The organism is Vibrio sp. LB10LO1, assembly GCF_010092875.1.
In the GTDB taxonomy this organism is placed as follows: domain Bacteria; phylum Pseudomonadota; class Gammaproteobacteria; order Enterobacterales; family Vibrionaceae; genus Vibrio; species Vibrio campbellii.
This window is the reverse complement of record NZ_JAADJW010000027.1, coordinates 51,740-76,150: the sequence shown is the minus strand read 5'-3', so window position 1 is coordinate 76,150 and position 24,411 is coordinate 51,740. Positions and strand designations below refer to the sequence as shown.

The 24,411-nt window shown below is 46.3% G+C and carries 22 protein-coding genes and 1 pseudogene; 10 read left to right on the top strand and 13 right to left on the bottom strand.

The window, feature by feature from the left end; genetic code table 11:
• Positions 1 to 129: 129 nt before the first annotated feature.
• Entirely contained in the window at positions 130 to 1,500 is a 1,371-nt protein-coding gene (locus GXP65_RS18115; RefSeq protein WP_162093412.1) for an L-serine ammonia-lyase, read from the bottom strand.
• Positions 1,501 to 1,511: 11 nt separating this feature from the next.
• On the bottom strand, positions 1,512 to 3,053 hold the full coding sequence (locus tag GXP65_RS18110; RefSeq protein ID WP_162093411.1) for a sodium:solute symporter: 1,542 nt from the start codon (positions 3,051 to 3,053) through the stop codon (positions 1,512 to 1,514).
• Positions 3,054 to 3,391: 338 nt separating this feature from the next.
• On the opposite strand from GXP65_RS18110, the gene GXP65_RS18105 reads away from it, so the two are divergent.
• The 6 genes from GXP65_RS18105 (at position 3,392) to GXP65_RS18080 (ending at position 10,330) form a co-directional block, all read left to right on the top strand.
• Positions 3,392 to 4,687 (top strand): MFS transporter, encoded by a 1,296-nt coding sequence (locus GXP65_RS18105; protein ID WP_045390635.1) that lies wholly within the window; start codon positions 3,392 to 3,394, stop codon positions 4,685 to 4,687.
• A 101-nt stretch (positions 4,688 to 4,788) separates the two neighbouring features.
• A complete protein-coding gene (locus GXP65_RS18100) occupies positions 4,789 to 5,805 on the top strand; it encodes a nuclear transport factor 2 family protein (protein WP_162093410.1) in 1,017 nt (338 codons plus the stop codon).
• Between the two features lie 177 nt (positions 5,806 to 5,982).
• The gene (locus GXP65_RS18095; protein WP_009701228.1) at positions 5,983 to 7,068 is read left to right on the top strand and encodes a porin; all 1,086 of its coding nucleotides are present in this window, start codon (positions 5,983 to 5,985) and stop codon (positions 7,066 to 7,068) included.
• Between the two features lie 257 nt (positions 7,069 to 7,325).
• Positions 7,326 to 8,333 carry a LacI family DNA-binding transcriptional regulator gene (locus GXP65_RS18090; protein WP_162093409.1) on the top strand — a complete coding sequence of 336 codons (1,008 nt, stop codon included), beginning with the start codon at positions 7,326 to 7,328 and terminating at the stop codon, positions 8,331 to 8,333.
• Between the two features lie 186 nt (positions 8,334 to 8,519).
• A complete protein-coding gene (locus tag GXP65_RS18085; protein ID WP_162093408.1) occupies positions 8,520 to 9,149 on the top strand; it encodes a recombinase family protein in 630 nt (209 codons plus the stop codon).
• Positions 9,146 to 10,330: a multidrug effflux MFS transporter gene (locus GXP65_RS18080; RefSeq protein WP_162093407.1), complete on the top strand. Its 1,185-nt coding sequence runs from the start codon at positions 9,146 to 9,148 to the stop codon at positions 10,328 to 10,330. The genes GXP65_RS18085 and GXP65_RS18080 overlap by 4 nt, the downstream gene beginning before the upstream one ends.
• 85 nt (positions 10,331 to 10,415) lie before the next feature.
• On the opposite strand, the gene GXP65_RS18075 is transcribed toward GXP65_RS18080, so the two are convergent.
• Positions 10,416 to 12,149: a hypothetical protein gene (locus tag GXP65_RS18075; protein ID WP_045371636.1), complete on the bottom strand. Its 1,734-nt coding sequence runs from the start codon at positions 12,147 to 12,149 to the stop codon at positions 10,416 to 10,418.
• A 182-nt stretch (positions 12,150 to 12,331) separates the two neighbouring features.
• Positions 12,332 to 12,511 carry a hypothetical protein gene (locus tag GXP65_RS18070; protein WP_005429162.1) on the bottom strand — a complete coding sequence of 60 codons (180 nt, stop codon included), beginning with the start codon at positions 12,509 to 12,511 and terminating at the stop codon, positions 12,332 to 12,334.
• A gap of 96 nt (positions 12,512 to 12,607) precedes the next feature.
• Here GXP65_RS18070 and GXP65_RS18065 point away from each other — a divergent pair, with 96 nt between their 5' ends.
• A complete protein-coding gene (locus GXP65_RS18065; protein WP_045454021.1) occupies positions 12,608 to 13,561 on the top strand; it encodes a M23 family metallopeptidase in 954 nt (317 codons plus the stop codon).
• Positions 13,465 to 13,908, top strand: a complete 444-nt coding sequence (locus GXP65_RS18060) for a polymer-forming cytoskeletal protein (protein ID WP_077201366.1) — start codon at positions 13,465 to 13,467, stop codon at positions 13,906 to 13,908. Before GXP65_RS18065 ends, GXP65_RS18060 begins: the two co-directional genes overlap by 97 nt.
• A gap of 81 nt (positions 13,909 to 13,989) precedes the next feature.
• On the opposite strand, the gene GXP65_RS18055 is transcribed toward GXP65_RS18060, so the two are convergent.
• From GXP65_RS18055 to GXP65_RS18040, 4 genes are all read right to left on the bottom strand, one after another.
• On the bottom strand, positions 13,990 to 15,114 hold the full coding sequence (locus tag GXP65_RS18055) for a carbohydrate porin (RefSeq protein WP_050919125.1): 1,125 nt from the start codon (positions 15,112 to 15,114) through the stop codon (positions 13,990 to 13,992).
• 196 nt (positions 15,115 to 15,310) lie between these two features.
• Positions 15,311 to 15,940: a bifunctional 4-hydroxy-2-oxoglutarate aldolase/2-dehydro-3-deoxy-phosphogluconate aldolase gene (locus GXP65_RS18050; protein ID WP_038890480.1), complete on the bottom strand. Its 630-nt coding sequence runs from the start codon at positions 15,938 to 15,940 to the stop codon at positions 15,311 to 15,313.
• Between the two features lie 16 nt (positions 15,941 to 15,956).
• On the bottom strand, positions 15,957 to 16,922 hold the full coding sequence (locus GXP65_RS18045) for a sugar kinase (RefSeq protein WP_162093406.1): 966 nt from the start codon (positions 16,920 to 16,922) through the stop codon (positions 15,957 to 15,959).
• A gap of 73 nt (positions 16,923 to 16,995) precedes the next feature.
• Positions 16,996 to 18,402, bottom strand: a complete 1,407-nt coding sequence (locus GXP65_RS18040) for a PTS transporter subunit EIIC (protein ID WP_224726968.1) — start codon at positions 18,400 to 18,402, stop codon at positions 16,996 to 16,998.
• A gap of 286 nt (positions 18,403 to 18,688) precedes the next feature.
• On the opposite strand from GXP65_RS18040, the gene GXP65_RS18035 reads away from it, so the two are divergent.
• A complete protein-coding gene (locus GXP65_RS18035; protein ID WP_005429150.1) occupies positions 18,689 to 19,888 on the top strand; it encodes an enolase C-terminal domain-like protein in 1,200 nt (399 codons plus the stop codon).
• A 52-nt stretch (positions 19,889 to 19,940) separates the two neighbouring features.
• Here GXP65_RS18035 and GXP65_RS18030 read toward each other — a convergent pair whose 3' ends face one another.
• Positions 19,941 to 20,657 (bottom strand): GntR family transcriptional regulator, encoded by a 717-nt coding sequence (locus GXP65_RS18030; protein WP_005429149.1) that lies wholly within the window; start codon positions 20,655 to 20,657, stop codon positions 19,941 to 19,943.
• Positions 20,658 to 20,820: 163 nt separating this feature from the next.
• Positions 20,821 to 20,973: pseudogene (locus tag GXP65_RS25285) on the bottom strand (VOC family protein); the annotation flags it as partial.
• Between the two features lie 125 nt (positions 20,974 to 21,098).
• Here GXP65_RS25285 and GXP65_RS18020 point away from each other — a divergent pair.
• Positions 21,099 to 21,485 carry a DUF2541 family protein gene (locus GXP65_RS18020; protein ID WP_005429145.1) on the top strand — a complete coding sequence of 129 codons (387 nt, stop codon included), beginning with the start codon at positions 21,099 to 21,101 and terminating at the stop codon, positions 21,483 to 21,485.
• A 112-nt stretch (positions 21,486 to 21,597) separates the two neighbouring features.
• Here the strand turns inward: GXP65_RS18020 and GXP65_RS18015 are convergent, their stop codons facing one another.
• The 3 genes from GXP65_RS18015 to GXP65_RS18005 are packed head-to-tail and all read right to left on the bottom strand — an operon-like array spanning position 21,598 to position 24,400.
• The gene (locus GXP65_RS18015) at positions 21,598 to 22,593 is read right to left on the bottom strand and encodes an OmpA family protein (protein WP_045399836.1); all 996 of its coding nucleotides are present in this window, start codon (positions 22,591 to 22,593) and stop codon (positions 21,598 to 21,600) included.
• Between the two features lie 11 nt (positions 22,594 to 22,604).
• A complete protein-coding gene (locus GXP65_RS18010; RefSeq protein ID WP_047476629.1) occupies positions 22,605 to 23,645 on the bottom strand; it encodes an adhesin in 1,041 nt (346 codons plus the stop codon).
• Positions 23,645 to 24,400 carry a molecular chaperone gene (locus GXP65_RS18005; protein ID WP_005429140.1) on the bottom strand — a complete coding sequence of 252 codons (756 nt, stop codon included), beginning with the start codon at positions 24,398 to 24,400 and terminating at the stop codon, positions 23,645 to 23,647. Before GXP65_RS18005 ends, GXP65_RS18010 begins: the two co-directional genes overlap by 1 nt.
• Positions 24,401 to 24,411 lie beyond the last annotated feature (11 nt).

Below are 24,411 nucleotides of genomic sequence, written 5' to 3'. Positions count from 1 at the left end.
GAGCGGGAAGTTAATGTTCCCAACGTGGACTCCGAATACATTAGCGCAAACCAACGCCGTTATTACTTAATTGTAGTTGCAATAACGGGGCAGACCATACATTTTTGTTGGTTAGACTTGCTTGACTCATTATTCGCAAGGCGGCGCTAGGTGAATCAAAGCCAATCCCCCCAGTGACGTCTCGCGGTATTTCTTGTTCATGTCTTTGCCCGTTTGATACATGGTTTCAATCACCTTATCCAATGAGATCAAACATTTACTATTACGCTTTAATGCCATGCGAGAAGCATTGATCGCTTTCATTGCGCCCATTGCATTACGCTCAATACACGGTACTTGCACTAAGCCACCGATTGGGTCACAAGTCATGCCTAGTGAGTGCTCCATGGCAATCTCGGCCGCAATACAAATGTGCTCATTGCTGCCACCACGTAGCGCGGTCAAGCCAGCTGCCGCCATAGAAGAAGAAACACCGACTTCGCCCTGACACCCCACTTCAGCACCCGAGATAGACGCATTGGTTTTGTACAAAATGCCAATCGCACCGGATACAGCAAGGAAGTCTTTAAGCTGTTTGGTATCCAGCTCTTTGATGAAGCGATGGTAGTACATCAATACCGCCGGAATCACACCTGCTGCACCATTAGTTGGAGACGTTACGACTTGTCCACCAGCGGCGTTTTCTTCACTTACAGCAAAAGCAAACAGGTTAATCCAATCCATGATTTCCATTGGATCGTTTTCGATTGCTGCATTTGCTTCAAGTTTCTTCAGCAAGTTTGGCGCACGGCGGGTCACGTTCAAGCCGCCGTCCAAGATACCTTCGGTCTCAAAACCACGCTCCATGCAACGCGTCATCACACGCCAGATCTGTTCTGCGCGTTGATTAATGGCTTCCATATTCTGAAACGCTTGTTCGTTTTTCAGAATCATGCCACCGAGGCTCATGCCATTCTTCTCTGCTTGTGCCAACATCTCGTCCGCACTGGAGAATGGAAACTCAACTTCTACGGGGACAGTCGCACTGCCATTTTGCAATTCATCCGCCGTTGCGATGAAACCACCACCGATAGAGTAGTAAGTTTCAAACCCAACCTGATTGCCATGCGCATCTAGCGCAGTAATCGTCATGCCATTCTCATGCATAGGAAGGTTCTCTTCATGGAACAACATGTCCGTTTTGTAGTTAAATTCGATTTCATGACGGCCATCGACAGACATCATGCCCTCTTCAATCGCCTTGCGCATCGCTTTGTTCGCAGAAGCGATTTTGATGGTATCTGGTTTGTTACCCAACAGACCCAAAATGGTTGCGCGGTCAGTATGGTGACCAATCCCCGTTAACGAGAGTGAGCCGTATAAATCGACTTGAATACGAACCACTTTTGCCAAGTTCGATGCAATCAAACGAGTGAAGTGGTAACCCGCGATCATTGGACCATTGGTGTGAGAGCTAGAAGGGCCCACACCAATCTTGTAAATATCAAAGATGGACAGCATAAACTTACCTATTACGACAATGCAGTATAAAGCCAATCAGGGAGAACCATACAAGCAGCGATGGTCGCCACAGCGAACACCAACAGTCCGTAATGGCTTGCAGTTGGCTTTGCAAAAAGATGTTTTTGATTATTGATAAAAATTTGTTGCTCGGCAGTCACAGCGCCCCAACGACGGCTCACTAACACACCAAACAAAAGGAAGACGAACGTACCAATTGGCGCGAACCACGGCCAAGCCACGTCGAGATACATCGCAGTAAACACCGCAATCACACTCATGATACTGCCAACGATCACGCCTTTCTCATTAGCTTTCGCCCAGAATAAACCAAGCACGAATGAACCCAAACGGATACCAACAAAGATAGAAGTCAGACTAGCGATGGTTTTGAGTACCGATTCATTCGATACCGCGAGAAGAGCTGGCACTACCACCATGGCCGCAGCAAGCAAACTCATCTTTCTTGCGACTTTTTCGTAGTGCTCATCATCGGCACTCTTGCGAACGAAACGCTTGTAGATATCAAACGTTGCGACGGTCGCCATTGAGTTGTAGGTCGAATCCAAGGTCGACATTGCGGCCGCCGCCAACGCGGAAATGATCAAACCAACGACGATTGGGTTAGTGTGGTTGAAAACGAAATCCAAAATCACTTCGTTGCTGTTTTCAAACGATTGATCTTGATAGAAAACACTCAAAAGAACACCGAGTACCGCGAAGAACAAGTACACGAAAAACGCACCGTAACCACACAACAGCATCGACTTCTGCGCCGTCTTTTCACATCTCGTCGCTAACGTGCGTTGGATGATCAATTGGTTGGTGCCGTACACACTCAAATGCAAAAAGCTCACGGCAACCACGCCAGCCCAGAGTGTGGTATCTACGCCCAAATCAAAGTCTAAGTTGATGATATTCAGGTGATCACGAGAAAGGTAATCTGCCGCATTAATCTCTGTCATTAGAATGGCAAAGATGGCGATGCTGCCCGCTACCAATACTGCAGATTGCAACATATCGGTCCAGATAACCGTGGAAATCCCGCCCGCATAGGTATAGCAAGCGGTGAAAATACTAATGTAGATAATGGCTTCAGAAATACTGATAGGCAGAACTTGCACTAAGATCAGCGCCACGGCATACAAAATCACACCCGCTGAGATACATTGAACCACAATGAACACAATCGAGTTGATGGTTCTTGCATACACCCCAAAGCGGTGCTCAAGGTATTCATAAATCGAAGTCAGACCCAGCTTATAAAAGACAGGTACAAAGAAAATAACAGTGAAAAAGATAACGATGGGATAGTTAAGGTGAATACTCATCGCTTCCATGCCAGAGCTATAAACCCAACCAGGCATCCCTACAAACGTCATCGCACTAATGTAAGTCGCAAGTATCGAAACACCTGCCGTAAACCAGCCAAATTGCTTTCCACCCGTGGAAAAGTCGCCACCATTGCTGTAGCGCTTATTCACTAAATAGCTGATTAGTATGGTAATTGCTACATATAACGCAATCACCACAAAACTTGAGTACGTAACCATTTTAAGGTTTTCCTAATTCTGGGTAGCTAATTATTATGCCCAGATATTACTGTAAAAAGGCATTTTTAAACGACAATCCCACTGTAAGTGTGATTATTATCACCAATATAGGCGAAAATGTATTCAAAATCGCCAAAAACGCCGATTAGTGAGATCCTTGTCACTAAAACCCACAAAATGGGTACGCATTCATTTTAAAATTGATTTTGATCACGGATCTAATAACCTTAAAAAAACTATGATTCACCCCGACACGAAATCGAAGATGATCCAAATAAGATCGTGTTCATTAAGTTTGAATAGCAACAAATCCTAAGTGAAATAGAGGTTTATCGGTCATGAATGCCAAAAGACACATGAGCGAAGTTCCTATGATTCAAAGGGTAGCTGCCTATCTAGCGATACTGGTTGGTTACTTTTTCTATTGTTATAACTTTGTAATTATTGACTACGTACGCCCATACATCGTTGAAGCGTATGATGGTATTAGCCTGTCAGACACTGCCCAGTTCTATACATGGCAGTCGGTTGGTGCACTTATCGGTGCATTGAGCTGTGCTTGGTTCGCAACAAAATTTGGTAAGAAATCCACTCTTATTACCATCACAGCCCTAAACGGTGGCGCAACGATCATCAATATGATGTTCACCGACTACGCAACATGGGCAGCAATGCGTTTCATCATTGGTTTGTCACTGGGTGGTTACTTCACAGTGGCAGTAAGCCTAATGATCGGCCTATTTACGCCAACGGTACGTGGTAAGTTGACGGCATTCGCGTCTTCTATGTTCTCTGTAGCACTGATGGTAATGGGTGCGTATGCAGCATTTATTGCAAGCATTGATGCACCATGGGAAAGCCTAATGCTTGTAGGTGGTATCCCACCATTGGCAGCCGCTGTGGTCATGATCTTTGTACTACCTAGCGACAGCAAAGTGATCGCTTACGGTGAAGAAGAGCAAGCAAAAGTAGAAGAATCAAATGCACCAGCGAAAAAAGGCTCTTGGGGCGAAATGCTAAGCAAGCCTTACCGTAAGATCACACTAACGTGTCTATTACTGGCTGGCCTTAACTTCTACGGTTTCCAATTCTTTGGTGGCTTCGTAACCACATACCTACGTGATGTACGTATGTTCGACGGTGCAACCATCGGTCTCATCTTCTCTATCTCAGCATTTGGTTCACTGTTTGGTGCGTGGTTCTGGGGTTGGGTAGCTGACAAATTCGGTCGTAAGGTGAACGCGTTTGGCTTCATCCTAGCGGGCATCATGGTTTCAATCTTCTTTGTTGCACCTGGCGACATGGTGATTGGCGGCCTAAACATGCTGGCTCTACTTGGCCTGATTTACAACTTCGGTCTGTCTTCTTCAGCGGTATGGGGTGGTTACTTCTCCGAACTGTTCCCAGCACACCTACGTAGCTACGGCGCAGCGCTATTCCACGGTGGTCGTATCCTCGGTATGTGGGCACCAATGGTACTTATCTTCATCCAAGAGCGTACCGACCTACAAACCGCGATGTGGGGTTCACCAATCGTATGGATCCTTGCTGGTCTTCTATGGCTATCACTGCCAGAGACACTAAAAGGCGGCGTGTTCGATAAGAGCAAAAAAGCCGAAGCAGCAAAAGCGTAACTGAATTTCAAAAACTCCGGCTGGCTCCCCGGCCGGATGAAAAAACTTAATTTCGAGTCCTGTTCCCAAAGCCGACTCGACAGCAAATAAGAGAGTTTATTATGTCTAAATATCAAGAGGCGAAACGCGTTGTACGTGAATACTTCAGCGCAATGGAAAACGCAACTCACGAGAACGTGGCAGAAGTACTAAAAGCACACACTTCAGAAGATTACCTATGGCGTGGTGTTTACCCATTCCGTGAGCAACAAGGCGCTCAAGCAGCAGCTGACGTTTTCTGGGCTCCTTTGATGAAATCAATGACTCGCATGCAGCGTCGTCAAGACATCTTCATCGGTGGTGAGAACGAAGTAACATCAGGTGAAATCTGGGTAATGAGCATGGGTCACTTCATGGGTCTATTCGACGCTGAATACCTAGGCATGCGCCCAACTGGCAAGATCATGAACATCCGTTACGCAGAATTTAACTGTGTTGAAAACGGTAAGATCACTAAGACTGGCCTATTCCTAGACCTTCTAGGCGCGATGGACCAAGCGGGTTGTTACCCACTACCACCATCAACAGGTAAGCACTTTGTATACCCTGGTCCTCGTAACCACGACGGTCTACTGTTCGAAGACGCAGCACCAGAAGAAGGCGTAGCAACACTAACACTAGTGAACAAGATGGTTGATGACCTATCCGCACTAAACGACAGCGGCGCAATGGGTTGCCCACCAGAAGTTCTTGAGAAGAGCTGGTCTAAAGACATGATCTGGTACGGTCCATGTGGTATCGGTGCGTCTTACACAATCCCTCGTTACCAACAGCAGCACCAATTGCCGTTCCGTAACAACCTAAAAGACAAGAAGTTTAACGGCCACGTATGTCGTTTCGCAGAAGGTAACTTCTCTTGTTTCTTCGGCTGGCCAAACCTATCTAACACACCAATCGGTGGTTTCCTAGGTATGACAGGTGGTGAAGTACGTGCAGACATGCAAGTGGTTGACGTTTACTACCGTGACGGCGACAAGCTATCTGAGAACTGGGTACTGATCGACCTTCCTTACTGGCTAAAACAGCAAGGTCTAGACGTATTCAAGCGTACTCAACAGATCCTAAACCCTTCTCTATAAGAAGTCCTAGGGGCGGATTGTCAACCCGCCTTTATGTTGCCTGAACCCCCTCTCAGTTCAGGCGACATGCTCCCAACTCGTGCCTCAAGGATGGGGCACAACCTCAAGATAGAACCCTTATTCACAACGGGCACGAACGCACGGTGGCTTTCTGCGCCCTGAATAATGAGATTGATGATGAAAAAATCGACCCTTTCAGCAGTGATTTTAGCAGCGCTTACTTCTAGCTCAGCCTTTGCTGCACACACTTTTGTTAATGACGCTGGCGACAGCCTAACCATCGATGGCCGCTTCGATCTTCGCTACCAAGACCGTGGCGGTGATGACAACGGCGAATGGAACAGCGGCAGCTCTCGTTTCGGTTTGAAAGGCCAAATGGGTCTGGATAACGGCTGGACTGGTTTCGGTCACGCGGAATGGGGCTACAACTCTGGCGCGAACGGTGACAACATTTACGACCGCTTGCTATACGCAGGTGTTGATCACGAAAAATATGGCAAGATTGCTGCGGGTACTAAGCAGTGGTCTACCTTCTACGACGTAGCATGGTACACCGATTTAGGTCGTGTATTCGGTACTCGTGGCTCAGGTGTTTACAACCTAGCTGACTGGGGTATCGCATCCGGTGCTGGTCGTGCAGAAAACTCAATTACGTACCGTAATTCAATTAATGAAAAAGTGAGCTACGGCTTTACTTACCAAACCACGCGTGAAGATGTTGCTCTAGCAAATAATGCGACAGCCTCACTGAAAAACGGCATGGGTGCGTCTATCACTTACAAACCGGTTGATGGCGTAACACTGGGTGCGGCTTACCATCAAAATGAAGTTGCGGATCTAGACGCAAGCGTGGTTGGCGTAGAAAACGGCGACAACATGCGCATCATGCTATTGGGCGCAAACTACAGCAACGGTGGCTTCTACGCGGGTGCGACTTTCCACGTTGGCGAAAACTGGGAAGCAGTGAGCCAAGGCGGTACGGACGTAATGTTCGATACCCTAGGTGGCGAAATCTACACTTACTACCACTTCGACAACGGCCTACGCCCAACGTTGAACTACAACTACATGGAAGATCGTGGTGACGAGACGCAAGGTTACGAGCGTAACTTGCTGATTCCTGGTCTTGAATACCACTTCCAGAAGAACAAATTCCTAGTTTGGACTGAATACCAGTTCGACCTAGGTAAAGATCAGTACGATGGCAGCAAATTCGAAAACCGTGATGATCAATTCGCGGCAGGTATTCGCTACTACTTCTGATAACCACGAGATAAGTTATTCCGGTTACGTAACTTATTCGATTTAGTGGAAATGGGAAATAAGAGCAAGCCTTACCTTTTTTGGGTAAGGCTTTTTTCGTATGCAAAACATGAAATGTGACTTGGGTACTACCCAAATTGCGCCACCAAAGACAATCTAACCCTTTATTTACTTAAATCTTGCTTATTTCTCTTTATGACTACGTACCTATTTGTGTTAACCTAGTCACAGTTAAACTGACTTATGAATCAACTCACATGAATCCTGCAAAACAAACCGTAACATCGAAGGACGTTGCCAAACTGGCTGGCGTTTCTCAATCTACTGTATCGCGTGTGTTTGTTCCGGGCAGCTCAGTATCTGAAAAGACCAAGCAAAAGGTCTTCGAAGCCGCGAAAGCCCTAAACTACCGTCCAAATGCTTTTGCACGTAGCTTGACCACCAACGAATCTAAGTTGATCGGTTTGGTATTCCCAGATGCGGACTACCCTATCCACATGAAAACACTTCAATTGATTTCAAGTGAATTGCAGAAGCAAGGCTACTCAGCGGTGTTGATTCCATGGCAAGTGGATGATGAAGACAACCACTCAATCCCGAACATCTTCCAATACCGTGTAGATGGTGTCATTGCCGCTTCCGCTACTTTCAACAAATCACTGTATGAAGAGTGTGAAGAGTTCAATATCCCTATCGTTCAGTATGCACGCGTCGTAGAAGGCACTAAGAGCAGTTACGTTATCAGTGACAACTACGAAGCTGGCCAACAAGCGGCACAACTGCTGCACGAAAGCGGGGTGAAAAACGCGGTTTACCTGACGGGTGAAGTGCCAACCTTTACCAACGACGAGCGTCAAAGTGGCTTCAGCGCTGAGTTTGAAGACTTAACGGGCAAAACGCCGCGAATTATTGAAGCGAGCTACGACTACGCAAGTTCACTGGATAAAGTACGTGCGATGCTGGCAGGCAAGAATCGCCCAGAAGCCGTATTCTGCGCGACCGACAACCTTGCAATGGCGGTAATGGACATTGCACGTATTGAGTGTGGTATTCGTATCCCTCAAGATCTGAAAGTCATCGGCTTCGACAACATTCCACAAACAGAATGGTTGAGCTACCAACTGACCACTTTCCGCCAAGACTTCCGTCGTCTTGCGCGTGAGTCTGTAAAAATCATCGTTGATCAAATCAACAACAAAAACAGCAGCTTGGTAAAAATGATGGTGCCAGTCAAATTGATAGAGCGCAGCACCACCAAAGCCTAGTTCCAGAGAAGCCAACCCAAGCGGTTGGCTTTTTTAATTTCCTCATTTCTTCTGTCTCTTATCCCTTACTTCTACTGCTAAGATTTCTAACCAATGGGTCATTTGGTGTTGTAAGAATTAATGAACCAATGTATATTTATGAACCATTACAGTATGTGAGCCGTTCATAAGAGGCACTTTACGACCATGAATACCTTTATCTATACGCGCCGCTCACCCAAAAACCAAGCTTATCCCGAGCAACTTGAAGCACTGAAATCCAGTGCTCCAGAGGCGGCCATCCTTGAAGACAAAGTACGCGGCTGCACACCACCAGCCGAGCGACAAGCCTTTCAACAACTCTTAAACGCCACTCAACCCGGTGACACGGTGGTGCTTTGGTGGCTAACCGCCTTTGGCCGCGATTTCAGCCAAGCATTGAACACAATTCAGACACTGCTTGATAAAGGCGTAAACCTCAAAACCGTTTGTGAACCACTAACATTTGAGCCAGGTTCAGTTCAAACCCAAACATTACTCTCTCTGCTTTCTGGTTATGGGCAAGTACAAACTCAACACCGTCTATTTGCCGCAGCACAAGGCCGTAAAGCACTTAAAGACAACCCTGAGATGTGGAAACAGAAGTTCCGAGGTCGTCCGGCGGACAAAGCAAAACATCAGCACATTGCGACCTTGCTTCTGGAAGACAACACACTACAGAGCGTGGCTGAGCAATGTGAAGTCAGTCTATCCACGGTCAAGCGTGTGAAAGCCAAACTGAATGATTTTGATGAAGAAGGAAGCTTGCGTCGCCGTGGTGATGGTGAAAAATCATGAGTCGGCCATTCGAATTTAAAACCATCTTGCTGGCGTGTCTTATCATCAGTGTTGGTCAGCTCAGCATGGGCTTGGTGTTCCCTTCCCTGCCTTGGATCGCGAAAGATTTCGATATTTCCCTCGACCAAGCTCAGCTGTTAGTCAGTGTTTACTTGCTAGGTTTTGGGCCTTCACAGTTTATCTATGGTCCAGTATCCGATGCATTGGGCCGCAAAAAGGTGCTGTTGACTGGCTTGTTGATTGCCATGCTCGGCCTATTGATGATCATCTTCCTAAGCCACACTTTCACTGGCATGGTGGCGGGACGTTTTCTGCAAGGATTAGGGACTGGCTGCTGTGCGGTGCTGGCCCGTGCGTCAACTCGTGACCGCTTCAATGGTCCAGACCTGCCAATCGCACTGTCCTACATTGCGATGGCTGCTTCGATCACACCATTGGTTGCACCTGTTATTGGTGGTTTCATTAACGCCCACTTCGGCTGGACCATGGTGTTTATTTCATTATTGGGTTACGTATCGCTGGCTTGGGTTGTAATTGTCGTGCGCTTTAAAGAAACCATCACACAAACCTCTGCGTTGCCATCACCGAAAAAGATGCTGCTGCAATATCGTGACCTACTGACTTCTCGTTACTTTATGAGCTTTGCCAGTATCGGTTGGCTTAACTTCAGCTTGATGATCACAACCGTTTCGGTAATGCCTTTTATCATGCAAAACCAAATCGGCATGACATCCGATCAATACGCGATGTGGGCTCTGATTCCGGCGTTCGGCATGATTTGCGGCACCAGTATCTGTAACCGTGTGCGCCCAATCATCGGCACGAAGAAGATGCTATTGGTCACACCAATCCTGCATGTAAGTTCCGCAGCGTGGCTGTTCTTCTGCCCTATTGAGCCGTTGTATTTAATGCTAGGCCAGCTGTTGATGATTTTAGGCAATGCTATCGCTCTACCTTGTGCTCAAGCCATGGTAATGCAACCCTATAAGAAACAAGCGGGGGCAGCTGCAGCGATGTCGGGCGGCGGCCAAATGGTGGTGTCATCCATTGTGAGTATGGCATTGGTGCAGCTCGGATTAAGCCAAGCGTGGCATCTGTCATTAGTAATCGTGGTCTTCGCGCTCATTACACTGACCAATGTTTTGCGTGGCTTTGCCACTGAGCAACCTTCAGAACAATAATCAGCAAGATAAACAAAAAAGGCGACACCGAGGTCGCCTTTTGATTATGAAAATATGCTTCGAGATTGAAGCCAGTGAATCACGCTTATTGCTGCGCTACCTTCACTGGTGGTTTGGTTGAGCTTGTGTAGTCAAAGTCAAACGCAATGCCATCTTTGGTTACATCCAAAGACATACCACCGATAAGCTCACCTTGTAGACTCATCTTCACGTCTTCTGGTACTGGCTCTCCAGACACTTGAGATGCCGTTTCAATCACTTCCAGTACTCGGTCCGAATCCATAGTGAAGCTCAATAGGCCATTCGCTGTTAGCGGCTGAGCCATAACTTTCTCACTCGCGGCTGCTGACGCATCACCACTGTAAAGCGTTAAGTGGCTACCGTTGAGACGAGCAAACACGTCCATTGGTTTACCTGCGTATGGTTCAAGCAGACCGCCAATATTCACCGGTTGGTTGTCCGGTTGGATCTGAATCTGCGCTAGTTCAGGCATGAACATTTGTGCCGTTTGCAGCAACATGTTTGGATCATCTGCTGAGATGGACAAGATCGCATCCAGCTGACCTAGCTCAGGTCCGTATTGGCCATTCATGTTCACATCTAGGCCGAACATTTCCATGCTCAAGCCTTTCAGGCCATTTGCCATACCAGCACCCATGCTGATCGCCGGAGCTGGGTTTTGACCACGCATTTCATTTTGCGCTTGTGCCAGAAGCGAACATTGGTATTCAGGCGTGGTTAAATCTGTCCAGATCTTACCAATCGCAGGAGCCAGAGTAGCAACGTCTAGGCCTAATGCCACGCTAAACATGCTCTGCTCACCGTTGGATTCTGCCAATACGCCACGCATAGATTGCAGCGCCTCAAGGATCACTTGGTTCTTCGATTCAACAACAAAGCTACCATTTAGGCGAGCTTTGTCATCGCCAGAGCTGTACTCTCCAAACGCCACCATCTGCGGCCAGTTGTTTGCTATTTGAGTAAACTCGGTATGACAAGCTGGAGAACGCAGTTGCTCTAAAGTTGGGTCAGAATCGACATTCTTAAGTTGGCGCGCCATTCGGTTGCCATCAAGTGTCGTTAGGCCTTTAATGATCTCACGAATGTCGAAAATCCCGAATGAGTTGTTGTTCGTACCGTACTTAGTTTGCACCGCTTCGAGGCGACCAGAATCAACAATGCTGCTCTTCGGAGCTTCTAGACCAAATGCCAGTTTAAGTGGGTTTTCAACACCAAGTTCAGGAATGTCGAAAGTCACAGTCAGTACGTTGTTAACCACTGCCACCGCAAGGCCAATACCCAGTTGTGGATCTTGCGAATCCGTCAACTCATAGCGACGGAACTCCACGGTATCTAGCTTCACAAGTTCATGTTGAATGCCCGCCAGTTGCTCTTGCTCATCCAGCGTTTTCCAAAGCGCTGCAGGGTTTTCCAACTGCACTTTATAAACAGGAACAAGGCCTAGGGTGTACATGATTGGGTTGACCATATCGCCCGTACCCAAGAAGGCTTTTAAGCTCTCAGGAGAAGACGCCGCTGCCATATACGCATCCAAGAAATTAACCGCAAACTCTAAACCAGGAGTCAGCTCTTCTTCAGCAAACAACTCTCCCATTGGTGGCTGCTGTGATGTACCGAACGCATTCATGTACTCGAAGTGATTAAAAGGTTCCGTTTGGTAGGTAATCAACAAGGTATCAGCAGGCACTTGAGCAAGTAGCGAGCTTGAAGATTCACCTTGGGCAAGATTGTTTTGGTACACATATGCGGCACCACCGGCTGCTGCGACCACTGCAGTAGCTAATAATAATTTTTTCACGACCAACTCCGTTGTCTTGGTTTTATTTCCCCAAACCAACCTGCTGGTTTGAGTAAGCATTAAGCCTTAAATAAACGCTTTGAAAGGATGAGAAACTTCATTCCAATATTCAGGTATTTATTTGCATGCAACGCCATCATAAACGCACAAACAAAGTTATCAATTTGCTGAATATCAATTTCTTAAAATATCCAACATTTATAAGACGAACCGTGAAGTAAGTTAAATTGCGCGGCCACACTATTAGCAAGTAGCTCAATAAAAATAATGAGATGCCATACCCCACCGTCCAAATTCAGTGCATTATTAAATCCATTTGCAAACTTTTCTTTATTGTCTGAAAACAGCTCACGACCTGACATTTCCGTCTATTCCTCCTCTAGAAGACGACGGTGCTTTTACTTACAGTCAGAGCTATCAATAACGAATATCGCACCATTATTGCCCTATATATTGCCATGAAAGACCAGCTGACTATTTCTATCTCGACCATCAATGGCTCTAAGCATTGGTACTTCAGCAAAGCCATGCAGCGTAACTTTAAAACGTGCTTGGCGGTATTCGCCTTGGGGTTAGCAGCGACAGCGATGTTGGTGAATCACCTCTACTCTCAAGTGGATGAGGCGGTGCTTGAACAAGCAAAGTTATCCGAGCATTCACGCAATATGGGACAAGAGTTAAGTCAGCTAAAAACACTGAAATCAGAGCTTGAGAACGACCTCTCTGAACGAGAAGAGCGCGTCCAACTTGTTTCTGAACGTTTGGGCGAGTTGGAGAAAGTACTCGGTGTCGCCAACGAATCCAACACTGAAAGTCTAGATGCGCGCTTTGATACCGCCGCGATCACGTCCAATGTCAGAATGGTGATGCTAAACCAAATCCCTAGCGGCTCTCCAGTCGGTAAAGCACGCCTTTCATCGGGGTTTGGCAAGCGTATTCACCCTGTCACCAAGCAGGCCAAGCTGCACCGAGGACTCGACTTTGCAGTTAACACTGGCACCAAAGTATATGCCTCTGCCGACGGCGTTGTAGAAGCGGCCCGTCGAAGTAACAAAGGTTACGGTAACTTGTTGCGTTTACAGCATTCATTTGGTTTTTCGAGCGCTTACGCGCACTTAAAAGAGTTCAAGGTTAAAGCGGGTGAGTTTGTTAAAAAAGGACAGCTCATCGCCATTTCAGGCAATACCGGGCTCTCTTCCGGTCCTCACCTTCATTACGAGGTGAGATTTATTGGACGAGCCTTAGATCCGAGGCCATTCGTGGATTGGCACCTCAATGATTTTGAAGACATTTTTACCAAGGAGCGAAGAATACGATGGGAATCTTTAATCAAAACCGTGGAACAACGAGTGGCTCATCAGCTTCAACTCTCATCGCCAAAGGCTGTTCTGTTAGCGGAGAACTCAAAGTAGAAAGTGACATACAGGTTGATGGCATCATCGAAGGCCAGTTGCATGTCGAAGGCACATTGGTCGTCGCAGAAAGCGGCCGTGTTAAAGGCGACATCTACGCTAAACAACTGATCGTCAATGGCTTACTGGATGGAAACTGCCATGCGGAACACATTCAAGTGCTAGCAAAAGGCCGAGTCAGTGGCAAAATTTGGAGCAACAATCTGAGTATTGAACCGGGTGGTAAGTTCTTCGGAGAAGCCGCAGAACTGCCAGAAAAAGAAGTCGTGACGCTAAAAGATAAGTCTACTGAAGCGAGAGAGACAACAGCAAAAACGGATAAGTCATCAGATCGCAAAACTGCATAAATAAAAGTGCTAAATATAGACGAGAAAAAGGGCACGGAATGTGCCCTTTTGAGTGGTTGCTATGCTTGCCGCTAGACTAAATTAGAATTCGTAGAACAGGCGAACACGAGCGCCGAAATCGTCTTCTTCTTTGAACGCTTCACTTGACGAAGTTGCATCAAGATTATTGGTAACGGTTGTGTAGTAAGAGCCCAGTAGCACTGAGAAGTTCTCTACCTCTAGTACGTCCGTAAACTCGTAAGAAGCGTAAAGGGTAGATACCTTCACATCGCCTTCTGCCCAGCCTTGAATCTCTTGGTTTTCGTATTCGTTCATCGCGTAAACGTAACCAATACCTAGCCCTTTCCACAGTGCGTTAACACCTGTCGAGAAGTTGTTTTCGTCAACCGCATCTAGGTAAGCCACGTTTGCATTCACAGACCAATCACCGCTGGTCCAGTTTCCCGTTAAACCGTAGCCAGTACGATCAGAAATGTCGACGCCTTGGTCTGTCACTACAGCATCAGAAACAAGGTTGGTTTCCATCGATGCCGCTAGGCTGAAATCTCCCATTTGGTAAGCAACAACAGGGCGTACTAAGAAGGAGTCTTTGCTGCTTGTAATGGCTTGACCGTGGTATGTTCCGCCATCGGTACCTTCATGGAAAAGATCTGAACGATCACCGATCATTGTGCTCAGTTCCAAGTATAGATTGCCAAAGTTTTGGCTGTACATCAGCTGACCATCAGAGCCACGGCCACGCGCTTCTTTCATCTGATAGGTATAAGCCGAGCCATCTGTATAAAGCTCGTTAGACGTATCACCTGAGTACTCTAGGAATACATCCAAACCAACAGGGAACATATCATAAGCTTCAAAACGACCCGCTTTGATTGCCCAGCTGTCTTTTTTACCAAACTCGAAGTATGCATCATCAACGTTTACCTCGCCCGTGCTTTCAAACAGAGGCTGTGCTTTTACGCCAACGTAGTGACCATTACTGGTGAACTTCTCGCCCGCAAATTCGATCAGTACGCGACCATCTTGGTTGAATTCTTGATCACCAGAATCATTCGACTCGCGATCTTGATAGTTGAAGTTCAATTCAACGTCACCACCGATAGAAAAGTTACCTTCTTCGTTGTCGACAATGCTGATGCCCGCATTTGCCGATAGTGCTGAGAATACGCCGATAGCGCTCAGAGATAGTTTCAGTGCTTTGTTCATGTTAAACCCTATATGTATTAGATTTTATTGTGTAAAAGTGCTGATTTCAGAGACAGCAAACCCCGCCCCTTCTTTTTGAAAAGAAAGGCTTAGAGAAATTGGTTTATTTTTAGAAGTTAGATTTCGGTGCTAGCCCCAAGCTCTGGGGCTAGACCAAATTTAGAGCCACAACTGTATATTGTGACAAGTGGTATCGTTACTCGGCGACCAGCGCGACCGCTTCACGCGTCAGCTGAGCCAACTCTTCCCACTTGCCCGCTTCGATAAGTTTTTTGTCGACCATCCAAGTACCACCACATGCCAGCACGCGCGGCACGGCTAGGTAGTCTTTAATATTCGAAGGGTTGATACCCCCAGTCGGCATGATTTCTACATCACCATAAGGGGCCAACAGTGCTTTCACCATGTTAACGCCACCAGAAGCCTCTGCCGGGAAGAACTTCAATGTTGTCAGTCCCATTTCTAACGCCGCTTCAACTGCACTTGGGTTGTTCACACCGGGCACGATATCAATACCAATCTCTTGGCAAGCCTCAACGGTGTTTGGGTTAAAGCCCGGCGAGACAACAAAGGTCGCGCCCGCCTCTTTGGCTGCGATGGCTTGCTCACGATTAAGCACCGTACCAGCACCAATCAGCATGTCTGGCTGCGCTTCACGCAACAGACGAATAGCTTCAACAGCGGCATCAGAGCGAAACGTAATTTCGGCTGCTGGCAGACCGTTTTCTGCCAACACTTTACCCAGTGGGATGATGTCTTCTGCGCGATCAATGGCGATCACTGGGATCACTTTTAACGCTTTCAATTGAGCTTTTAAATTCGACATGTGGTTTCCTGTATATCTATTTTTTGAACTGAGCAATGGCCGCATTGGTTGCCAATCGTGGAATGATGGCGCCTTTGTGTTGAATCACTGTGCCTGCGAGGGTATTCCCATTCATACACGCTTGTTTGATGTTGCCATCAGACAAGTACGTCGCAAGGAAACCACCATTAAATGAATCGCCTGCCGATGTGGTATCGATGACATTTTCTACCGGTATCGTCGCCACTGAATAAGGCGCAGGTTGATCGGTATCTGCAACTAAACAGCCTTTTGCACCGAGCTTGACCACCACATTCTTCACCCCTTGAGCTTGCAAACGCTTGATCGTGCCGTAAGCCGTCACATCTCCCCAAATAAGCTGCTCATCATCAAAAGTCACGAGCGCCATATCCGTGGTTTGATACATGGCTTGATAACATGCTTGCACGGTCTGCAATTTATCTTGCGGCCAAAGGGCTGGGCGGAAGTTACTATCAAAAGCAATCTCAACGCCGGATTCTCGTAAGCGACTCAAAAGCTCAACCAGTTGGATACGATCTTGCTCAGGCAAAATAGCTAGGCTAATACCGCTAAAAAACACCATATCAACCTGCTTGAGTGACTCCGCCACACGTTCAAACTGAGCGTGTTGGAGCAAGTAACGTGCAGCCGATTGATTACGCCAATAAAGGAAGGTGCGTTCGCCGTGGTCGTCTAACTGGATCAGATACAAACCCGGGGTACGCGTTTCGTCTGTCAAAACGAAATCCGTACCAACACCTTCTTGCTGCCAGCGTGCGACCATGCCATTGCTCAGTGGGTCTGTACCCATGGCTGTAACGTATTGCACCTGCACTGGTTGTGATGCACCTAAGGCTTGGCAAGAACGACTGAGGTAAACCGCAGCGTTAAGAGTGTCACCACCAAACGTCTGTTGCATGTCACCAAACGGCTTGCCGTTCAGCTCGATCATGCATTCCCCAAGTATTGCGATTGTCTTCATAACGGTTTCTTAAGCATGCTGAGTAGACCTGTCGAAGTGAGACAAGACAGGTCTACATAGAGAGAAGAAAGGATTACTTGTTATCGATGCGTACGAACATCATGGTCATTGCGAACGACAGTGCAAACACACCAATCACGCCCAATACCGCTTGAATAAAGTTCTGAGTACCACTTGCCAAGTAAGCTGGCAGACTGAATACCGAAGAAAGGATGTAGCTTGTTAAGTGGGTATCGATAGTCACTGAAATCGCGCCAACGATACCTGTTGCTAAGCTCGCCATGAATAGTGCTTTGGTGTACTTAGTCAGTACGCCGAATAGCGCTGGCTCTGTGATACCAAGAATAGCGGTGACACCTGAGCTCACTGTCACTGAAGACTGCTCTTTACTTGCGTATTTGCGTTGCTTGTACCAAATCGCCATCGTCGCGCCTGCAATACCTAGGTTACCCAGACACATAATCGGCATCAGCAAATCTTTTCCGTACAGCGCGAAGTTATTCAAGCTGATTGGTGTCATGCTGTGGTGAATACCAAATACGATGGTGATTGGACGAGTTAGACCAAACACGAAGCCCGTCAGTGTTGGAGAGACCTCTAATAGCGAGCTTACTACCCAACCTGCGCCGTTACTTAGCCACATACCCGCTGGGGCTACAACTGATAGGACAACCGTTGACGTCACTGTGAAAGCAAGTAGCGGCGTGAATACTGGTTTGGCAGAAGCAGGAACTAACTTATCTACCATAGGGGTGATTTTGGACAGTACCCAAACCGCTAGAATCGCAGGTACGATCGCGCCACCGTAGTTAAGCAGCTCAATTGGAATCACACCAAATACGTTCAGCTCTGGGGTGTTTCCTGCTTCAGAAAGAATGGTCGCTTTTTCCAATAACTTAGGCGACATCATCGCTGCAGCAACTGCTAACGCAATGTATTCGTTCACTTTAAACACTTTCGCCGCAGAGAAAGAGACCAACATAGGTAGGAAGAAGAATACCGCAAGAGAAATCGAACGGAAGAAGAACACCGTATCCGAGCTTTCTGAAATCACGTTGGTCGCAATCAAGCCCGATAGCAGACCCATCAACATGCCCGAGCCCGCAATCGCAGGCACGACAGGGCCAAAGATGCCCGCCACCACGCGCATTGCGTTTTGGAACAGCTTGCCTTTCTCTTGCTCGATTTCTGCATCTTCCGGTGCAGCACTCGCGCCAGACAGCGCTAAGTACCACTTTTCAACGTCAACACCGATGATCACCTGGGTTTGACCTTGACCAAGCACCACACCTTTTACGCCTTGAATGGCTTCCAGTTTTGCTTTGTCGGCTTTCGATTCGTCCACCAGCTTGAAACGCAAGCGGGTCATGCAGTGGGTGATGTTAGCAATGTTCTCGTTGCCGCCAAGTGCTGCGACCAATTCTTGTAGTTTCATGCTAAAGCTGTCTGCCTTGCCTGACGACGCGTCGCCAGTTGCCATGTTTGTTTGTGTCAATTGCATCATACTTTCCTATGTGCTTTGTCTGCTCATTCACTGCGCTCATCTTAGCTACTGGTCATATTTATCCAATCGACAAATTAGTGATAAAACTCACACTAAAACGACTAAAAATTAAATTTTCGGCATTTTTAGCCAATTGGTTCGTTTTTCTTGCCGAATTCAAAACAGGAACGAACCAGTTAAATTTAAGTATAATTTACCGCTTGTAATTTGTATTTTTTCACGCTTATATAAAATAAATCCTGTTAACCAGAGATAGTTTGAAGTGAACAAAAATACCATATCAAATATTGAGTGCGTGATTACTAAACCGGACAGACATAACCTGATTACTGTTATTGTAGAAACAGAATCTGGTGTAACGGGCTATGGTTGTGCGACATTCCAACAACGACCATTGGCCGTAAAAACCATGGTTGATGAATACCTTAAGCCATTATTAATCGGCAAAGATGCAAATAATATTGAAGATCTGTGGCAAATGATGATGGTCAATGCATATTGGCGCAATGGCCCTGTGATCAACAATGCTATTTCTGGTGTTGATATGGCACTTTGGGATATTAAAGCGAAATTAGCTAATATGCCGCTTCATCAATTATTTGGTGGTAAGTCTCGTGATGCTATTCAAGTATATACTCATGCTACCAGCGACACAATGGAAGGTTTGTATGAGCAAGTTGATAAATACTTAGAGCAAGGTTATCAACATATTCGTTGTCAATTAGGCTTTTACGGTGGTGTGCCAGAAAATATTCAGACGGCACAAAACCCAACCCAAGGCTCTTACTACGACCAAGACCAATATATTGAAAACACGGTAGAAATGTTCAAAAACCTACGTGAGAAATATGGCAAGCAATTCCATATTCTTCACGATGTGCACGAGCGTTTGTTCCCGAACCAAGCGATTCAATTCGCAAAACAAGTCGAGCAGTATAACCCGTTCTTTATTGAAGATATTTTGCCGCCAAGCCAAACGGAATGGTTGGATAATATTCGCAATCAATCGAGCGTGTCTCTGGCGCTGGGCGAGCTGTTTAACAACCCTGAAGAGTGGAAAGCATTGATCATCAATCGCCGTGTCGACTTCATCCGTTGCCACGTGTCGCAAATCGGTGGCATCACGCCAGCCCTGAAACTCGGTCACTTCTGCGAGAGCTTTGGCGTTCGCATTGCTTGGCATTGCCCACCAGATATGACACCGATTGGCGCCGCAGTGAATACTCACTTAAATGTGCATCTACACAACGCTGCGATTCAAGAGCATGTGGAATACAAAGCCAATACACAACGCGTATTCCCAAATGCGGCGGAGCCAATCAACGGCTATCTATACGCATCTGAAATTGCAGGTATCGGTGTGGAGATGGACTGCGAAGCGGCGCAAGACTTTCCTGTTGAATACCGCCCACACGAGTGGACGCAAAGCCGCTTGCCAGACGGCAGTATTCACACGCCTTAAAGCTTCGTTTGTCCTAGCGACGGCTTTAAATGCAGACCTAAAAAAACGACCGCTATTCGCGGTCGTTTTGATCTCGATAATTAAGACTCTCGGGGTTAAACTTGGTGTGATAAGTACACTGGTAATTAATATCAATAATATCGCTCACCACGAAGACTTCACCTGTTTTTAAAAATCCTCGATTAGTAATATTCATTGCTGAACTATTGCGTTTACAATCGAGTAAATCTGCATCTTCTTTTGACACGTTAATTGCTTGATAACTCGTTAAATAACTGTCGATTTCTAAACCTAGAGACAACACGTGTTTTTGCAATGAACTCTCAATAATCTCGTCGGTTATTTTAGGAAACATACTTACGGGTAATTTTGTTTCCTCAATCTGTGTCACTTTACCCTGAATTAATCGCAGGCGTTTAATATTCCACAGGTATTCATCTTCCTCGATAGAAAACATCTGCATTTCATGCGTAGTGGGTAAACGTTTATTCAGTTTTATCTTCTTGTATGAGATCTCACCAAATTTATTTTCAGTGACAGAGTTATAGATGAGTGGCGAGCCAATAATTGAGGTATTAACGAAATAACCTGAACCCACTTTGGATTTCACAATGCCAATCGCTTCAAGTTTGGACAGCGCCTTTCGTACCGAAAAACGAGAAATATCATACTTTTCCGCCAATTCACGCTCAGATGGCAACTTCACATCGATGACGTTTTGGCAAATTTTACTGATGATATCTTGAACCAATTCTTCGTATTTCTTCATAAACATTCAATTATTATCGACAATGGGTGATTTATACCATCTTTTACTTATCAATATAATCCAAATACCGAAACTTAGAGACAAAATAGAGAATGTGCGCAGATTATTTTATGTATTTATGACGATTTAAAAGGACAGCATCATGCCCCTAACTACCCAATCATCACTTATTGGAGTGAAGGCCAAATAGGTTGCCCTCTGTATCAAACGCCAATGTGATAAAGCCATAGTCCCCTATCGATATCTTTGGCGATTGAATGCTACCACCTGCGGCTAACACTCGTGATTCTTCTACCGCACAATCTTCACAAGAAAAATTCTCACATTTATGCAATCAAAGTCAGCGGAGTGTGAAATTTCATTCACAAGGAAAAATATTACTAGCTGTTTTTCATTTCTCTCGACTATGATTCGCGCTCCTGTGTTTTTGTGATTATTTGAATGAAAATTTATACCGCTATTATCACGGCAGCATTGGCTGCAACAACACTTATCGCTCCTGCACATGCAGACGATAAATTTACTTTAGGTCGTACTATCTTGCTTGAGCACGGTAACCTAGCTGCAAAAATCCCGATGGTGATTTGCCGCAACACTAACGCGATCAAAGTAAAAGCAGAGAAAGACCTAGAATTAAGAAAGGTCGTTGTACGCTTCCAAAACGGTGATGAGAAAACCATTCGCTTCCACCGTGATTTGAAGAAAGACAAGATGACAGATTGGCGTTACTTTGGTTACCGCCGCTGTGTGAAAAACATCGAAGTTTACGGTAACTCTGAAGGCTCTAAAGCGGGCGTTCGCGTTTACGGTAAAGAAAAGAACGATTAATCGTTACGAGATTCAAAAGGGATGAAAACCAACCTCATCCTTACCGAATACAAAAAATCCCTCGCCGATTGGTGAGGGATTTTTATTTGTGGTTAGAGTGCTCTTACTGTCGTTATTGCGGTGAAACCAATTCGGTTCCGTTCACCATCACTTCCACTTTCCGCGCGTCTTGTTCACTGCGCTCTTGTTCGATGACAGACGTCTCAAGACGAATGTTCTCCGCTTTCACGCCATGTAAAATCAAGAAGTCAGCGACCACTTTCGCTCGCTCTTCTGCTAAACGAGTATTGTGCTCCAAATACGCAGGCTTACTATCGGCTCCTCCAGTTACCACCACTTCATAACTTTCCAGTTCAGCAATGCGACTTGCCATTTGCATCAGTTGCGTTTCCATTTGCAGATTCAATGACGCGTCATCGTAGCTGTAAACCGGACTGTTCTCAGCGAGAATCACGGTCTGCTCTTCAGGTGCGTCTTCTATGTGCTCGATTGGTTGAGGGTCGTAGCTGCTGCTTGACCATGGATGCAACACCAGAGACAAATTCACCTGACGCAACTGCTTGGTGTCTTTCTTGTCATAGTTCTGATCGAGCACACTCACATTGAATAAATTGTCGAATTGGACAGAAACATCAATAAACTCACTCAGAGCATAGTAACCGCCCACCGATAGATACGGTGCCACACCACTGGTTTCTGTCGGTGAATCCAACTGAGGTTTATCCATGTCTGCGTTGTAGACGTAGCCACCCACACCAGCAAATAACCCGCCATCGCGCCATAATGACCATTTGTGTTTGGCGAGAATATCCAAGCCTTTCATGTCAAAGCCATTGCCGTCCGATAAGCTGCGATAACCTATCTCATAATCTAAAGGTTCTGTCGTGATACCCAAACTGTATTTCAAACTGGTGATGTCGTTATCGTGTTTGTACTGTTCGTCCTGAAACTGGGCAAGCCCTCCTCCTATTTGAAAGTACAAACCATTTGATACCAAGGTATCGATTACGCCTTTCTCAGGTTCCTCGGCTTGCTGAGCCTCTTGGGCAAAAGCCGGAGTAAGCGCGAATACAGACAGCGCGAACAAAATTGTATTTTTGTAATTCACAAGCCTTCCCCCTATAAGTAAGAAACGGTATACACCACCATTCCTTCAAATTTCCCTTTCTTGATATTGTCAGGGTCAAAAGGCACCAGTTTGGCAAGATAACGGTCATAGCCGACTTGCTCTACTTCATAGCCATCACCGACAGGCTCATTAAGTTGCACCTCTTCACCACTTGGAGTGTACAGCTTGATGCCATAGGATTTGATTTCTTTGCCGCTTTCATCAAAGACAGGGACATAAGATCGGTTGGTCAGATCACGAACGTTATCAAAGTAGCCACGCAGCTTAACGGATGGGCAATCGGCTCCGTACTTTAAGTTGCGAACGATAATAGTGAGAGGACGAGGCTCGGTTTGTACAATATCGTCTACACCAATGCGCCCGTAGTCGATGTTGTTGTTCTTGATCTCCAGCTCAACCAAACATTTAGAAGGCTTAAGAATGTCCATGTTCTGAATCACGCTGCGGTAGTTCGCATACGCACCGTTGTAGCCCAACTCCCCATCTAACTGGAAAATGTTGACCGGCGCGCTATATCCAGAGAAGTCCCCCGGCCCCGTAACAATGATGGGCTGGTATGTAATGGTTTTGGAAGTTTTAGTGCGCGATTCACAGGCGTTGTTATCTTCGCTAGCACCACACTCAGGAACCCTAAAGCCATCGACCGCCGTTTTTACGCCATAAATATCTCGGCCTTCATATCGAAACCCCACCTTAATACCGGGAATATTCGGGACGACGGTATCACCCGTTTTACCAGGCCAAAAGAACACTTGTTCGGGGAAATCCTTCAGGTGAGGGAAATTCGTCGCATCTTTATAGCAAGTAACATTCACCGTTTGAGACGGGCCACGCCATACCACTTGCCCATCAGGGGCATCAATGGGTACCGATGCAGAAGGGTCAATGTAGAAACTGCTTACACCACCAGGACCACTACCACCAAAACTACCACCGGCTTCTGTGCTATAGCAGGCTAACGCCCACGCATTGGGAGCAACGGAGAGCCCCGTAACAAGCAAACAAAGTGTTAGAAATAACGCTCTCATCATTACCCCTCACTTTCGTCTTTGGCTGTACAGATATCTTGCGAGTTGCAGTAGAACGTGTTCGTTACTGTAGCGCCATAATCATTGATATGGCTTAGTTCGTATCGGTCGCTTTTTTCTACTTTCAACGTTCTGCTGGTAAACGGTGCTAGCATCACGGGTTTAAATCCCGCGGCTTTGCTCGATTTGCCCACCAGTAACTCCGAGTAGGTCACATAAAATGGCGAGCCGTTTTCTAAGACGATTTTATTACTGCCTTTTCGCTTAATTTTGGTCGCACTAGCTACCGCTTTATCAACACGCTTAATCTTGTTCAGGCTCGCTGGTCGGTAGAAGAACTTGATCACCGATTCAATCGCAATTTGGATAGAACCAGTGGCCGTGTCGGCTTTTTCATCAGCACTTTTCTCATCCTCAGAAGGTGGCACCTCACGAACATGTAAGAAGTAAGCCGTCTCTCTGTCTTGAGGTAATTGAGAGGCAGTAGGTAACGACTTGATGCGCAACATGGCGTAATCTTTACTCTCAATCCTTAACACCGGTGGGACAACGATGAATTTGTCCTCTACATCCTTACCATCCATGTCCGTCAACCAAGATTGCGCCAAGAATGGAATGTCGGCGGGGTTTTTAATTCTTACCGTTTCCACCTTCGAGTCGCCTTCATAAACAACACGAGTTCGGTCTAGAGCTAATGCAGCATTCGCCGATGCTGAGACCATCAAACAACACAGGATGGCCAAAATTGAATTTTTCATAATTTCTCAAC

Bases quoted from the DNA above. Each gene is read 5' to 3' on its own strand.
- GXP65_RS18115 (WP_162093412.1), bottom strand. From the start codon at position 1,500: ATGCTGTCCATCTTTGATATTTACAAGATTGGTGTGGGCCCTTCTAGC.
- GXP65_RS18110 (WP_162093411.1), bottom strand. From the start codon at position 3,053: ATGGTTACGTACTCAAGTTTTGTGGTGATTGCGTTATATGTAGCAATT.
- GXP65_RS18105 (WP_045390635.1), top strand. From the start codon at position 3,392: ATGAATGCCAAAAGACACATGAGCGAAGTTCCTATGATTCAAAGGGTA.
- GXP65_RS18100 (WP_162093410.1), top strand. From the start codon at position 4,789: ATGTCTAAATATCAAGAGGCGAAACGCGTTGTACGTGAATACTTCAGC.
- GXP65_RS18095 (WP_009701228.1), top strand. From the start codon at position 5,983: ATGAAAAAATCGACCCTTTCAGCAGTGATTTTAGCAGCGCTTACTTCT.
- GXP65_RS18090 (WP_162093409.1), top strand. From the start codon at position 7,326: ATGAATCCTGCAAAACAAACCGTAACATCGAAGGACGTTGCCAAACTG.
- GXP65_RS18085 (WP_162093408.1), top strand. From the start codon at position 8,520: ATGAATACCTTTATCTATACGCGCCGCTCACCCAAAAACCAAGCTTAT.
- GXP65_RS18080 (WP_162093407.1), top strand. From the start codon at position 9,146: ATGAGTCGGCCATTCGAATTTAAAACCATCTTGCTGGCGTGTCTTATC.
- GXP65_RS18070 (WP_005429162.1), bottom strand. From the start codon at position 12,511: ATGTCAGGTCGTGAGCTGTTTTCAGACAATAAAGAAAAGTTTGCAAAT.
- GXP65_RS18065 (WP_045454021.1), top strand. From the start codon at position 12,608: ATGAAAGACCAGCTGACTATTTCTATCTCGACCATCAATGGCTCTAAG.
- GXP65_RS18060 (WP_077201366.1), top strand. From the start codon at position 13,465: ATGGGAATCTTTAATCAAAACCGTGGAACAACGAGTGGCTCATCAGCT.
- GXP65_RS18055 (WP_050919125.1), bottom strand. From the start codon at position 15,114: ATGAACAAAGCACTGAAACTATCTCTGAGCGCTATCGGCGTATTCTCA.
- GXP65_RS18050 (WP_038890480.1), bottom strand. From the start codon at position 15,940: ATGTCGAATTTAAAAGCTCAATTGAAAGCGTTAAAAGTGATCCCAGTG.
- GXP65_RS18045 (WP_162093406.1), bottom strand. From the start codon at position 16,922: ATGAAGACAATCGCAATACTTGGGGAATGCATGATCGAGCTGAACGGC.
- GXP65_RS18040 (WP_224726968.1), bottom strand. From the start codon at position 18,402: ATGGCAACTGGCGACGCGTCGTCAGGCAAGGCAGACAGCTTTAGCATG.
- GXP65_RS18030 (WP_005429149.1), bottom strand. From the start codon at position 20,657: ATGAAGAAATACGAAGAATTGGTTCAAGATATCATCAGTAAAATTTGC.
- GXP65_RS18020 (WP_005429145.1), top strand. From the start codon at position 21,099: ATGAAAATTTATACCGCTATTATCACGGCAGCATTGGCTGCAACAACA.
- GXP65_RS18010 (WP_047476629.1), bottom strand. From the start codon at position 23,645: ATGATGAGAGCGTTATTTCTAACACTTTGTTTGCTTGTTACGGGGCTC.
- GXP65_RS18005 (WP_005429140.1), bottom strand. From the start codon at position 24,400: ATGAAAAATTCAATTTTGGCCATCCTGTGTTGTTTGATGGTCTCAGCA.